The sequence below is a fragment of the Mycobacterium sp. NTMscope_MAC_269 genome (assembly GCF_976985695.1).
Window position 1 is genome coordinate 4,151,136 of the sequence record NZ_OZ335668.1, and the last position, 13,094, is coordinate 4,164,229.

Annotated in this window: 12 protein-coding genes, 1 pseudogene and 1 riboswitch; of the genes and pseudogenes, 10 read left to right on the forward strand and 3 right to left on the reverse strand. The window is 69.1% G+C overall.

All coding sequences use genetic code 11. The annotated features are described in order from the left end of the window. Positions 1-154: 154 nt before the first annotated feature. The 5 genes from ACZ50Z_RS19650 to ACZ50Z_RS19670 all read left to right on the forward strand — a co-directional run bounded on the left by ACZ50Z_RS19650 (position 155) and on the right by ACZ50Z_RS19670 (position 7,583). A complete protein-coding gene (locus ACZ50Z_RS19650; protein ID WP_464485029.1) occupies positions 155-748 on the forward strand; it encodes a peptide deformylase in 594 nt (197 codons plus the stop codon). Then, positions 748-1,632: an N-acetylglutamate synthase, CG3035 family gene (locus ACZ50Z_RS19655; RefSeq protein ID WP_464485030.1), complete on the forward strand. Its 885-nt coding sequence runs from the start codon at positions 748-750 to the stop codon at positions 1,630-1,632. Before ACZ50Z_RS19650 ends, ACZ50Z_RS19655 begins: the two co-directional genes overlap by 1 nt. Positions 1,633-1,699: 67 nt before the next feature. After that, the gene (locus ACZ50Z_RS19660) at positions 1,700-2,506 is read left to right on the forward strand and encodes an exodeoxyribonuclease III (RefSeq protein WP_464486323.1); all 807 of its coding nucleotides are present in this window, start codon (positions 1,700-1,702) and stop codon (positions 2,504-2,506) included. Positions 2,507-2,633: 127 nt separating this feature from the next. Then, positions 2,634-3,107, forward strand: coding sequence for a hypothetical protein (locus ACZ50Z_RS19665; protein ID WP_464485031.1), 474 nt, complete (start codon positions 2,634-2,636; stop codon positions 3,105-3,107). Between the two features lie 33 nt (positions 3,108-3,140). Further along, positions 3,141-7,583 (forward strand): HAD-IC family P-type ATPase, encoded by a 4,443-nt coding sequence (locus ACZ50Z_RS19670; RefSeq protein ID WP_464485032.1) that lies wholly within the window; start codon positions 3,141-3,143, stop codon positions 7,581-7,583. Here the strand turns inward: ACZ50Z_RS19670 and ACZ50Z_RS19675 are convergent. Then, positions 7,564-7,641 (reverse strand): annotated as a pseudogene (locus tag ACZ50Z_RS19675) (hypothetical protein); the annotation flags it as partial. The gene ACZ50Z_RS19670 and the pseudogene ACZ50Z_RS19675 overlap by 20 nt on opposite strands. A gap of 63 nt (positions 7,642-7,704) precedes the next feature. On the opposite strand from ACZ50Z_RS19675, the gene ACZ50Z_RS19680 reads away from it, so the two are divergent. After that, the gene (locus tag ACZ50Z_RS19680) at positions 7,705-7,980 is read left to right on the forward strand and encodes a hypothetical protein (RefSeq protein ID WP_464485033.1); all 276 of its coding nucleotides are present in this window, start codon (positions 7,705-7,707) and stop codon (positions 7,978-7,980) included. 37 nt (positions 7,981-8,017) lie between these two features. On the opposite strand, the gene ACZ50Z_RS19685 is transcribed toward ACZ50Z_RS19680, so the two are convergent. Beyond that, positions 8,018-8,365, reverse strand: coding sequence for an STAS domain-containing protein (locus ACZ50Z_RS19685; RefSeq protein ID WP_464486324.1), 348 nt, complete (start codon positions 8,363-8,365; stop codon positions 8,018-8,020). Between the two features lie 136 nt (positions 8,366-8,501). Further along, complete coding sequence (locus ACZ50Z_RS19690; RefSeq protein WP_464485034.1) at positions 8,502-9,197, reverse strand: PAS and ANTAR domain-containing protein; 696 nt, start codon at positions 9,195-9,197, stop codon at positions 8,502-8,504. Between the two features lie 105 nt (positions 9,198-9,302). After that, positions 9,303-9,413: riboswitch (TPP riboswitch) on the forward strand. Between ACZ50Z_RS19690 and thiC the strand changes: the two genes are divergently transcribed. From thiC to ACZ50Z_RS19710, 4 genes are all read left to right on the forward strand, one after another. Next, positions 9,406-11,046: a phosphomethylpyrimidine synthase ThiC gene (gene thiC, locus ACZ50Z_RS19695; RefSeq protein WP_464485035.1), complete on the forward strand. Its 1,641-nt coding sequence runs from the start codon at positions 9,406-9,408 to the stop codon at positions 11,044-11,046. It overlaps the preceding riboswitch by 8 nt. 103 nt (positions 11,047-11,149) lie before the next feature. Next, positions 11,150-11,977 carry a bifunctional hydroxymethylpyrimidine kinase/phosphomethylpyrimidine kinase gene (gene thiD, locus ACZ50Z_RS19700; RefSeq protein ID WP_464485036.1) on the forward strand — a complete coding sequence of 276 codons (828 nt, stop codon included), beginning with the start codon at positions 11,150-11,152 and terminating at the stop codon, positions 11,975-11,977. After that, on the forward strand, positions 11,977-12,609 hold the full coding sequence (locus ACZ50Z_RS19705) for an alpha/beta hydrolase family protein (protein WP_464485037.1): 633 nt from the start codon (positions 11,977-11,979) through the stop codon (positions 12,607-12,609). The genes thiD and ACZ50Z_RS19705 overlap by 1 nt, the downstream gene beginning before the upstream one ends. A gap of 46 nt (positions 12,610-12,655) precedes the next feature. Further along, entirely contained in the window at positions 12,656-13,090 is a 435-nt protein-coding gene (locus ACZ50Z_RS19710) for a MarR family winged helix-turn-helix transcriptional regulator (protein WP_464485038.1), read from the forward strand. Positions 13,091-13,094: the final 4 nt, after the last annotated feature.

Here is a 13,094-nt window from a genome sequence, read left to right on the forward strand (position 1 = left end):
TGACTTAGCTAAGGGCGTGTTTCGGCGAATATTGAAACACGCCCCAAACCCTCAAGCCGTCATCCAGACCCGCGAGTCGGCCGATTGGCTCAATTGCCCACCCCCGAAGATCGGCGGCTGAGCAGCCCACGGGCGTGCGGTAGCTTAGCCGACCATGGCAGTCGTTCCGATCCGCATTGTGGGAGATCCCGTCCTGCATACCCCGACGAAACCGGTGCCTGTCGGTGCCGACGGTTCGCTGCCCGCGGAACTGCCCGCGCTGATCGCCGACCTGTACGACACCATGGACGCCGCGCACGGGGTCGGGCTGGCGGCCAACCAGATCGGGGTCGGCTTGCGAGTCTTCGTCTATGACTGCGCCGACGAACGCGGGCGCGCCGAGCGCAGGCGCGGAGTCGTCGTCAACCCGGTCCTGGAAACCTCCGAAATACCCGAGACCATGCCCGACCCGGACAACGACGACGAGGGCTGCCTGTCGGTCCCCGGCGAGTCGTTCCCCACCGGCCGGGCCACGTGGGCCCGGGTCACCGGGGTCGACGCCGACGGCAGCCCGGTCACGCTCGAGGGCAACGACCTGTTCGCCCGGATGCTGCAACACGAGACCGGGCACCTGGACGGCTTCCTGTATCTGGATCGCCTGGTCGGCCGGCATGCGCGCAGCGCGAAACGGGCCGTCAAGTCCCACAACTGGGGCGTCCCCGGCCTGTCCTGGATGCCCGGCGAGGGACCGGACCCGTTCGGTCACTGATGATCTCGTGGCCGGCCCTGGGAACGCGGGTGATGGTTCGCTACCGGCGCGCCGAAGGATCGGTACCGCCGCTGACCGACGCGGTGGGACACCTGCTGGCGGTCGATCCGGTGGTGCGACTGCAGACGAAAACGGGCGCGGTCGTCGAATGCTCGCCCGCCGAGGTGGTCATGCTGCGGGTGCTGACCTTCGCGCCGGTACGCACTTCGGATATCCGGGCGCTCGAGCACGCGGCGGCCATGGCCTGGCCCGGCATCGAACACGCCTGGCTTGAGGGCTGGCTGCTGCGGGCCGGCCACGGGTTCGAACTCCCCCCCAATTCCGCAGTGCCGCTGGATCTTTCGTCCCGGCTCAGTTCCGTACCCGCGATCGTGGCGTGGTACGAGCGCCGCGGCCTGACACCGCGACTGGCCATTCCCGATCGGTTGTTGTCGGTGCCGACCGGTTCGACGGGTGAACATCCCGAGAGCGTCCTGGTGCGCGACGTGTCCGAGTTGGCGACGCGCGATCCCGACCCGTCCGTACGCCTGTCGGCGCGCCCCGACGACGCCTGGCTCCGGATATCCGGGCCCGACGTCGACGTCGACGTGCTCACCGCGGTCGGCAACGGCGAGCTCATGTTCGGGACATTGGACGGCGCGGCGGTCGCGCGTGCCGCGGTGACCGACGCGCCCGACGGCGCGCGCTGGGTCGGGCTCTCGGCGATACGCGGCGACGACGACCGGGCCGCAACCGCCTTGTGCGAAGCGCTGTTGGCCTGGGGCGCCGGTCGCGGCGCGACGCGCGGCTACGTCGCCGTCCCCAACACCGAGGCCGACACCGGATGGCTGGGCTTCCGGCTGCACCACCACCGCCGCTACTTCCCGGTCCGGCAGGGCACCTGAGATACCGTCTGATCCCATGCCCGACGGCACGGTTAGCGATGGCGGTCAGCCGCGCTTGCGATCGCCGCTGCGGCTTGCCACCTGGAACGTGAACTCGATCCGCTCCCGGCTGCCGCGCGTCGTCGACTGGCTGGCCCGCGCCGACGTCGACGTGCTGGCCATGCAGGAGACCAAGTGTTCCGACAGCCAATTCCCGACCCTGCCGTTTTTCGAGCTCGGCTACGAAGTCGCCCACGTCGGTTTCAACCAGTGGAACGGCGTGGCGATCGCGTCGCGCGTCGGCCTCGACAACGTGCAGATCGGATTCGACGGCCAGCCGACGTGGAGCAGCAAGCCGGAGGTCGCCGCCGTCGCGGAAGCCCGCGCGCTGGCCGCCACCTGCGGCGGTGTGCGGTTGTGGAGCCTCTACGTTCCCAACGGCCGTGCGCTGGGCGACCCGCACTACGCCTACAAGCTCGATTGGCTTGCCGCCCTGCGTGATTCGGCACAGGGATGGCTACGCGACGATCCCGGCGCGGCGATCGCGCTGGCCGGTGACTGGAACATCGCCCCGCAGGACGACGACGTGTGGAGCATGGAGTTTTTTGCCGGCGCCACGCACGTCTCCGCGCCGGAGCGCCGCGCGTTCCATGCGATGGTCGAAGCGCAATTCACCGACGTGGTACGGCCTTTCGCGCCGGGTCCCGGTGTCTACACGTACTGGGACTACACCCGGTTGCGTTTCCCGAAGCGCCAGGGCATGCGCATCGACTTCATCCTCGGCTCACCGGCGCTGGCGCGTCGCGTGACCGACGCGCAGATCGACCGCGAGGAACGCAAGGGAAAAGCCGCGAGCGATCACGCGCCCGTGCTCATCGATCTGCGCGTCGACTGACGTTGCGACCCGGCGTAGGCTAACTGGCAGCACAATTCCGTAGATCCCCTCAACTGTGCGATCCGCGGTATATATGAAAACAGCGAACGCGAATTGCATGAATACGAAAATGGGCCAGGGAGTGAACATGGGTGTCGTCGACGGAGCGGTTCGCAGCGTGGGTCGAACCCTGAATCGTGCGGCATCGGTCACCACCGCCACCGCCGGCGCGGTCGGCGGCGCCGCGGTGAACGGTGTCGTCGGCGGCATCAAGGGCGCCGCGGACGGCATCCAGCAGGGCATCAGCAAGGGCAGCAAATCGACGACGGCCGCCGCGGTGGGCCTGGGGGCGCTCGGGGCCATCGGCGTGATCGAGTGGCCGGTGCTGCTGGCGGTCGGCGGCGGCGCGTTGGTGTTGCAGCGGATCGCCCGCCAACAAAAAGAGTCGGCCCCGCCGGCCCGGGCAAAGCTGACGACGGTGCCGACCAAGCCGGAGCCCACGCCCCAGGCACACAAATCGCCCCCGCAAAAGGCCCCCACCAAACGGGCGGCCGCCAGTAAACCGGCCAAGAAGGCCACCGGCCGCCGCGCCGGCAGCGCCGCGCTGCGCAGCACCAACTGACACGGAATCCTTACTGAACTCTTGAGTATCACAATGTCTCTGCGACGGTCGTTGCCGTCGCGAATGATTTTTGCAGGCCTACAGGCGACCACCGAGCTGGCGCGAGCCGGGATCGAAACCGGTATCGAAGTCGCGACGATCCCCTTGCGCGAGGGAGCCAAGGCGCTCTCCGGCGAACTCACCCGCGCCACGTTGCGTCGGCATTGCTGGCGCGGCAACAGCCGCGCGTGGATCGAGGTGCGCGGTCTGGCCGACGCGGCCGACGGCCCGCTCGGTCCGGCCGTGCTCGAGGCGATCCTGGGCCATCCCGGCGTGGCTTCAGCAAAGCTGAATTATCCGCTGTCGCGGGTGGTCGTGGACCTCGACGACCCGGACACCTCGCTGAGCGAGCTGTGCGGCGTCGTCGAGGAAGCCGAAAACCGTTGTGCGCCATCACAAGACGCCGACCGGCCCGTGACGGCGTCGGCGAGCTTGCCCGGCGACGGCCTGGTGCTGGCCACGCGGGCGGTCACCGTGGCCGCCAATGCGGCCGGGCTGGGCGTAGCGCTCTTCGGCCAGGCGACACGGTTGCCCCGGCTGCCGGTCACCATCGCCGCGAGCATCACCTTCTTCGACTACCAGCCCTGGCTGCGCCGCCGGCTCGAAGACCGCATCGGCGGCCCCGCCACCGACACCGTGATGACGCTTGTGCAGGCGACCAGCCAAACGCTTTCGCAGTCGCCGACGTCGCTGTCGCTGGGGCTGACGATGCAGTCGCTGAAGGTCGCCGAGTGCCGAGCCGAGGCGCGAGCGTGGGAACAGCATGAACCCGAGCTGGCGCTGCACGCAGACCAACCGCTGACCCACCGGTCGCCGCGGCCGCAGCCGTCGAGGGGCATGGAGCGCGCTCCCGGTCGCTTCGCCCTCCTGCAGGCGCTCGCCGCCGGCGCGATCGGCGCCGGTACCCGCAACCTGAACATGGCCGCCACCGCGGTGCAAGTGACCACCCCCAAGGCCAACCGGACCACCCCCGAGGCGTTCGCCGCGACGCTGGGCCGGGGTCTGGCCGAGCGACACTCGGTGTTGCCGTTGCGGCCCGAAAGCCTGCGCCGGCTGAACAAAATCGACGCGATCGTCATCGACCCCCGCGTGTTGTGCACCGACACGTTGCGGGTGGCGCGCATCCGCGGCGCGGACGACAGCGAGCTGCCCGCGGCGTGGAGTCGCGCCCAGCTCATGCTGGAGAACAGCGGCCTGCGCGCCGGATGGCGCAAGGTGCCCGGGATCTCGGGCAGCCGGCCCGACGCGAAGGTCGAGGCCCTGTTCCTGCCCGCCCACGACCCGCTGGCCTCGGCCGTGGTCGGCGAGGCCAACCGCGCCGGGGCGCAACTGGTCTCGGTCGACCACGAGTCACTCGACGAGTTGCGGCCGGCGTTCGACGACGTCCGACCGCTGAAGAGCGGGACGGACAAATCGATCGACGATGCCCTGGCGGCCGCGGTGGACGAGCTGCAGGAGGATGGCCGCACGGTGGCGGTGCTGTCATCGACTGCCGCACAGGCTATTTCGTCGGCGCACCTGGCGCTGGGTGTGCTGCCAGGGCCGGGCGGCGGCGCCCCGCTGTGGAACGCCGACCTGCTGTTGCCGGACCTCGCGGCCGTGTGGCGGGTGCTGCACGCGCTGCCCGCGGCCACTGCCGCGACCCAGCGCGGCATCGGGATATCAGCCGGCGCCACCGCGATGGGATCGCTGTTCATGATCCCAGGCGTCCGGGGCAACCTCGGATCCGAAACGGTGAACGTCGGCGCGGCGGCCGGTCTGCTCTCGGGATACCTGCTCGCCCGCGGGGTCCTGGGCGCCGACACCCCGCGCCCGGCGGCTTTGCACGAATGGCATGCGATGTCGGTCGAGCAGGTCCGTAAGGCGTTGCCCGCGACGGAGTCCGCATCGCCCGCCCCGGCGGAGGGAGACACCCCCGGCGCGCTGCGGCTGGCGGAGACGCCCGCTCAGGCGGTGTGGCAGCTCGTTAAGGCGGTGCGCGCCGAGTTGTCCGACCCGCTGACCCCTGTGATGGCGCTCGGCTCGGCGGCCAGCGCGGTGCTCGGCTCGCCCGTCGATGCGATGCTGGTCGGCACCGTGCTGACCGGAAACTCGATCCTGGCCGCCGCGCAGCGGCTGCGCGCCGAAAAGCGCCTGAGTTATCTGCTGGCCCAACAGATTCCGCCTGCCCGAAAGGTCGTCGCCGGGGCGGACGGTGAGCGATCGTACGCGCTCGTCGACGCCGCCCAACTGCGGCCGGGCGACGTCATCGAGGTGCGCACCCATGAGGTGGTGCCCGCCGACGCCCGCGTCATCGAAGAGGTCGACGTCGAGGTCGACGAGTCGACGCTGACCGGTGAGTCGCTGTCGGTGGAAAAGCAGGTCGAGGCGACACCGGGGGCGCCGCTCGCCGAGCGTCGCTGCATGGTGTTCGCCGGGACCACCGTGGTGGCCGGCACCGCGGTGGCGCTGGTGACCGCGGTCGGGCCCGACACCCAGCAGCGTCGCGCCGCCGACCTCATCTCGGGCGAGCTGTCCTCCGACATCGGCCTGCAGCACCAGCTCGGCCAGCTGACCACCAAGGCACTTCCGGTGAGCATCACCGGTGGCGCGCTCGTCGGCGCCCTCGGGCTGTTGCGCCGCCTCCCCCTGCAGCACGCGGTGTCGAGCGCCATCGCCATCGCGGTCGCCGCCGTTCCCGAGGGAATGCCACTGGTGGCCACGCTGGCGCAGGCGTCGTCGGCGCGACGGCTTACGAAATTCGGTGCACTGGTGCGGGTTCCGCGCTCGGTGGAGGCGCTCGGCCGCATCGAGGTGGTGTGTTTCGACAAGACCGGGACGCTCAGCGAAAACCGCCTTCGCGTCTCGCAGGTCCATCCGGTGGCCGGGTACTCGCGCGAGGAGGTGCTGCGCTGCGCCGTGCACGCCGCCCCGGTGACGAGCGGCGGCACGCAGGTGCACGCCACCGACGTCGCCATCGTCGAGGCGGGTTCGGCCGCGGCGTCCGTTGACGGCTCGGCATCCGCGCCGCGCACCGCACACTTGCCCTTCCGCTCCGGCAGGTCGTTCTCGGCCTCGGTGACCGGCACCGAGCTGACCGTCAAAGGCGCGCCCGAAGTGGTCTTGGCCGCGTGTGGCGACACCGGCGCCATGGAAGGCACGGTCGCCGAACTCGCCGCCGGCGGGCTGCGCGTCATCGCGGTGGCGCAGCGCCGGCTGGATCCGCAACAGGCTCGAGCGATCGCGGACAACCCCGATGACATCGCCGAGTACTGCGCCAGCGGGCTCACGTTGATCGGATTCCTCGGTCTGTCCGACACCCCGCGCGCCGAAGCCAAGCAATTGCTCGCCGATCTCGGCGGCCTCGGCGTCGGCGTGAAGCTGATCACCGGTGACCATCCGATCACCGCCAAGGCCATCGCCGCGGAGCTGGGGCTGAAGGTGGCCGCCGATCAGGTCATCAGCGGCGCCGAATGGGAGGCCTTGTCGCGCAAGGACCAGGAGCGCGTCGTGGCGGAGCGGGTGATCTTCGCCCGCATGACGCCGGAGAACAAGGTCCAGGTCGTCCAGACGCTCGAGAACGCCGACGTGCGGACCGCGATGGTCGGTGACGGCGCCAACGACGCCGCCGCCATCCGGGCCGCCACTGTCGGCATCGGCGTCGTCGCCCACGGCAGCGACCCGGCCCATCTGGTGGCCGACGTGGTGCTGGTCGACGGCCGGATCGAGGCGCTGATGGAGGCCATCCGGGAAGGACACCAGCTATGGCGGCGGGTGCAGGCGGCCGTGTCGGTGCTGCTCGGCGGCAACGCCGGCGAGGTGATCTTCGCGATCATCGGCAGCGCCATCACCGGCACGTCGCCCCTGAACACGCGCCAGCTCTTGCTGGTCAACACGATGACCGACGCGCTGCCCGCCGCGGCGCTCGCGGTCAGCAAGCCCAGCGGCCCGATCGACCCGCGGCTGCGCGGAGCGGATCAGGACGCGTTGTGGCAGGCGGTCGCCATCCGCGGCGTGACCACGGCCGCGGCAACGACGGCGGCGTGGGCGATGGCGGGCCTCACCGGTCCGCTGAGTAGTCCGCAGCGCGCGTCGACAGTCGCGCTGGTCGCGCTGGTGGGGACCGAACTGGGCCAGACGCTGGTGGAGTCTCAGGCCCCGCTGGTGCTGCTCACCGCGCTGGGCTCACTCGGCCTGGTCGGGGTCTTGATCAGTACGCCGGGCGTCAGCCAGCTGCTCGGCTGTACACCACTCGGGCCGTTCGGCTGGGCCCAGGGCCTGGGCGCCGCCGCGGTGGCGACGGTCGCGACCGGCGTGTTGTCGCGTGCGCTGACGGGTCCGGACAAACCAAACCCCGAGCCTCCGTCGGATCTCGCCGAGTCTCCCGCTGTTGGTTCCGAATCTCGATCACCCCGACGCGCCACATCAGCGCATAGAGTTCCAGTAACGGCACCCTGAGCACCGAAGCAATCGACGAAACTAGCGGATCGCCCCCGGTGTCGGTCATCGTCGACATAGGTCCGACGTTGTACGCGTCACCCAGCGAGGCGGGAAACCCTTCGTTACTGAAAGGCAAATCATGGCGGAAAAGAAGTCGCGGCGCGACACGTCCCAGCGCGATGCGGTGGACAAGATCCGCGAGGGTGAAACCTTTGTGGTGAATCTGCCGGCGATCGGGCAGGTGGAGATTCCCCGGCCCGAGCAGCTGGCCTACTTCGGGGGGCTGGCCGCCCTGGCGGCGCTCGAACTCATCGACTGGCCGGTGGCCGTGGTGATCGCCGCCGGACACCTGCTGGCGAGCAATCACCACAACAAGCTCCTCGAGGAGCTCGGCGAGGCGATGGAGGAGGCCTAACCGCTCGGCTCGGCAGGCGGTCCCGCGTTCATCGTCGTCATCCGCGCTGCAACGCCGCCGACAGCGTCGGATAGATGTCGAAGACGCGATCCAACTCGGTGACCTGAATCGGTCGGAGCACCTGGTCGTCATCGGCGACCAGACGGACCGACGTCCCACGGGCCATGCCGCCCTCGTGGCAGTCGAGCACCGCATTCAACGCCGCGCTCCCGAAGAAGTCGACATCCCGCAGGTCGATGATCAGCGGATGGGCCGGCTGCGTTGCGGCCAGCTCCACCGCGGTCGCCAGGTGAGCGGTGAGCTCACCGACGGTCCTGGAGTCGACAGCACCTTTGACCCGCACGACGACCGCGTCCTGATGCGCCTCGTGTTCGACCGCCAACAAGTTCGTGCCTTTCGCCGCAGCCACCGGTGGGATCTGCAGCCGCTAAGCCCGATGACGCGGCGGGGATGCGCGTTCGCGCACCGCAGACCACCAGAGATTAACCCGGACCCGAACTGGCCGTTTAGCGAATTGCGGGTTACCCGGCGGACTCGGCCGAAATCCTTTCGTGCACCGTCAGCAGCAAATGATCGAATTGGCTTTGCACGGCGGCCGCCGGCGCGGGCAAGGTGGCCGTTTCGGCGAGCAGCTGCTTGGCGAGCGCGCGCAGTTTCACGTTGGTCTGCTGGGAGCGCCACTGCAGCACGCGGAAGGCCTGTTGGGCGCTGACCCGGTAGACGGACATCAGCACGCCCTTGGCCTGTTCGATGGCCGCGCGGCTCTCGACCAGGTCCGGCAGCGCCTCGTCGAGCACCTCTTGCCGGGTTTCGTCGAGCGTGTCGGTGAGGTCGATGTAGTAGCCCTCGGTGCCCAGCACAGCTCCCGACTCGTCCAGCATGCGGTCGGCGACGACGATCGCGTCGTGCACGGTGCCCGCGGTGTCGATGAATCGGTGTCGGCTCGAGAACGATCCCTCTGACTGCAGCGCGTAGTCGAGCAACTCCTGGACGTGCGCGCGATCGTCGGGATGCTTGTGCGACAACAGCAGTTGCGTCGTCGGCTCGACATCGCCCGGTTTGTAGCCGTGCATTCTGGCGACCTCGTCGGACCATTCCCAGCGCTGGCCCACGAACCAGAATCGGAAGGTGCCGATGTTCAGGTAGTCGGCCGGCGGCTCGGATCCGATGCCGTCGCCATTGGTGGACGGCTCTCCTGTTCGCCGGGGCTGTTGCACGTTTGCATTTTTCCACTCGGGGAACGTCCTCGGCTACTGCCCCGGAAGAAAGGGCTGTCGCCCTGCCGTGTGGTCCGGGGTGGGGGTAACGTCGCGTGCGGACCCATCCATCAACGCGGGAGCGCATGCCCAGTGCGCTGAGAGGACGGCTCGGGGCCGTCGACCGTACGAACCTGACCGGGTAATGCCGGCGTAGGGAGATGAATAAATGACCGAAACGTTGTCGGGAACCGCTGCACCGTCCGTCACCACCGGCCCGATTGCAGGCAGCCACAAGATCTATCGCGATGTCGCCGGCGGGCGGGTTCCATTCCGCCGGGTGGACCTGTCCAATGGCGACCACTTCGACCTCTACGACACCTCGGGCCCCTACACCGATCCGGACGCGACGATCGATCTGGCGGCCGGACTGCCGGCGCGGCCGGGCGTGATCCGCGACCGCGGCACCCAGTTGCAGCGCGCCCGCGCCGGCGAGATCACCGCGGAGATGGCGTTCATCGCCGCGCGCGAGGGCATGCCCGCCGAGTTGGTGCGCGACGAGGTCGCCCGCGGGCGGGCGGTGATCCCGGCCAACCACAACCACCCCGAGATCGAGCCGATGATCATCGGCAAGGCGTTTGCGACCAAGGTCAACGCGAACATCGGCAACTCGGCGGTGACGTCGTCGATCGCCGAGGAGGTCGACAAGATGGTGTGGGCCACCCGGTGGGGTGCGGACACCATCATGGACCTGTCCACCGGCAAGAACATTCACGAAACCCGCGAGTGGATCATGCGCAACTCGCCGGTGCCGGTCGGCACCGTGCCGATCTACCAGGCACTGGAAAAGGTCAAGGGCGATCCGACCGAGCTGACGTGGGAGATCTACCGCGACACCGTGATCGAGCAGTGCGAGCAGGGCGTGGACTACATGACCGTGCACGCCGGTGTGCTGCTGCGCTACGTGCCACTGACCGCCAAGCGGGTCACCGGCATCGTGTCGCGTGGCGGCTCGATCATGGCCGCCTGGTGCCTGGCCCATCACCGGGAGTCGTTCCTCTACACCAACTTCGACGAGCTCTGCGAGATCTTCGCCCGCTACGACGTCACCTTCTCCCTCGGTGACGGGCTGCGACCGGGCTCCATCGCCGACGCCAACGACGCCGCGCAGTTCGCCGAGCTGCGCACCCTCGGCGAGTTGACCAAGATCGCGAAATCCCATGGCGTGCAAGTGATGATCGAGGGCCCGGGACACGTCCCGATGCACAAGATCGTCGAGAACGTGCGGCTGGAAGAGGAGTGGTGCGAGGAGGCCCCGTTCTACACGCTGGGCCCGCTGGCCACCGACATCGCGCCGGCCTACGACCACATCACCTCGGCGATCGGCGCGGCCATCATCGCCCAGGCGGGCACCGCGATGCTGTGCTATGTGACGCCCAAGGAACACCTCGGGCTGCCCGACCGCAAGGACGTGAAGGACGGGGTGATCGCCTACAAGATCGCGGCGCACGCCGGCGATCTGGCCAAGGGGCATCCGCACGCCCAGGAACGCGACAACGCGTTGAGCACAGCGCGTTTCGAGTTCCGCTGGAATGACCAGTTCGCCCTGTCGCTGGATCCCGACACCGCGCGGGAGTACCACGACGAGACGCTGCCCGCCGAACCCGCCAAGACCGCGCACTTCTGCTCGATGTGCGGGCCGAAGTTCTGCTCGATGCGCATCACCGCTGATGTGCGGGCGTACGCGGCGGAACACGGCCTGGACAGCGAGGAAGCGATCGAGGCGGTTATGTCCGAGGGCATGGCGGAGAAGTCTCGCGAGTTCGCCGAGCACGGCAACCAGGTGTATCTGCCGCTGGCGCAGCAGTGATCGCAAGCGCGGCGCAGCCGGGCGCGGCGGGTCGACACCTTCTGGCCGTGGCGATCGCAAGCGCGGCGCAGCCGGGCGCGGCGGGTCGACACCTTCTGACGCAGTGACGTTCCTGCCTGTTCCGCCGCCGGGCGCGACGCCCGTACGGGTGTTGTCCATCGCCGGATCGGACTCCGGGGGCGGCGCGGGCATCCAAGCCGATATGCGCACTATGGCACTGTTGGGTGTGCACGCGTGCGTCGCGGTGACCGCGGTGACCGTGCAGAACACGGTGGGAGTCAAGAGCTTTCACGAGGTTCCCGACGACGTCGTCGCCGGGCAGATCGATGCCGTGATCAGCGACATCGGCATTCAGGCCGCCAAGACCGGGATGCTCGCATCGCCGCGCATCATCGACACCGTGGCCACCACCTGGCGCCGGCTCAAAATGACGGTCCCGCTCGTCGTCGACCCGGTGGCGGCGTCCATGCACGGCGACGCCCTCATGGCGCCGGCTGCCCTGGATTCGCTTCGCAATCAACTGTTTCCATTGGCCACGCTGGTGACGCCGAACCTCGACGAGGTGCGGCTGCTGGTGGACATCGACGTCGTCGACCCGGCGTCGCAGCGCGCAGCGGCCCAGGCCCTGCATGCGCTCGGCCCGCGGTGGGTGTTGGTCAAGGGCGGCCATCTGCGCTCGTCGGACCGCAGCTGTGACCTCCTCTATGACGGCACCTCCTACCACGAATTCGATGCGGAGCGGATCGCGACCGGCAACGACCACGGCGGCGGGGACACCCTGGCCAGCGCGGCCGCTTGCGCGCTCGCGCACGGCTTCACCGTGCCGGACGCGGTGGGTTTCGGGAAGCGTTGGGTCACCGAATGTCTGCGCGCCTCCTATCCGCTGGGCCGGGGCCACGGCCCCGTCTCCCCGCTGTTTAGGCTGTCCTGATGGCTCGCCCGAATCTCGATCGGATCGCGGGTATCGCGCACGAACCCGACGGTATCGCGAAGGGCGTGGTCGCATTGACCCACGGCGCCGGCGGTAATCGGGATTCTCCACTGCTGCAACAGGTTTGCGACGAGTGGGCCCAGCGCGGCTGGCTGGCGGTGCGCTACAACCTGCCCTACCGGCGGCGACGGCCCACCGGCCCGCCCTCCGGGTCGGCCGCCACCGATCGCGCCGGCGTCGTCGAAGCGATCACGCTGTGCCGCGGCCTGGCCGGCGGCCCGCTGATCGCCGGCGGGCATTCCTACGGCGGCCGGCAAACATCCATGGTGGTTGCGGCCGGCGAGGCCCCGGTGGACGTGCTGACGCTGTTCTCCTACCCGCTGCACCCGCCGGGCAAGCCGGACCGCCTGCGCACCGAGCACCTGCCCGACATCACGGTGCCGACGGTGTTCACCCACGGAACCTCGGATCCCTTCGGCACGCCCGATGAGCTGCGCACCGCGGCCGCGCTGATCAGCGGAACGACGGCAGTCGTCGAGATCGCCAGCGCCCGACACGATCTGCGGTCCAAGACGTTAAACGTCCCGGCCCTGGCCGTCGACGCGGCGCTGCAGCTGCTCGGACGCGAATAGGCAGCCATAACTGGACAGTTTTAACTGTCTAATTTAGAGTGGTGCTGTGGATGGCATCAGCGACTCCGCGGTAGCGGCGGCTCGCGATATCCGGGTGGTGTTCAGCCGGCTGCGGCGCCGGTTGAAAGACATCGCGGTCGACGGCTTGACACCGTCACAGACGGCGGTGCTGACCCGGCTATGGAAAGAGGGGCCATCGTCGGCCAGCGCATTGGCCGGCGCGGAACAGGTACGTCCCCAGTCGATGGCCACCATCCTGGCCGCGTTGGGACAGCGGGCGCTCATCGAACGGTCCCCGGATCCGAATGATGGGCGGCGACAGGTGGTCTCGCTGACGGCGGCCGGGCGAAGGCGCGCCGAGAGTGACCGTCGCGCCCGGGAGGAGTGGCTGGCCCGGACCATCCAGGAGCGCTATACCGAGGCAGAGCGGCGTGTCATCGTCGACGCGCTGTCGCTGCTCGAGCGCTTGACCGAACAATAAGAAA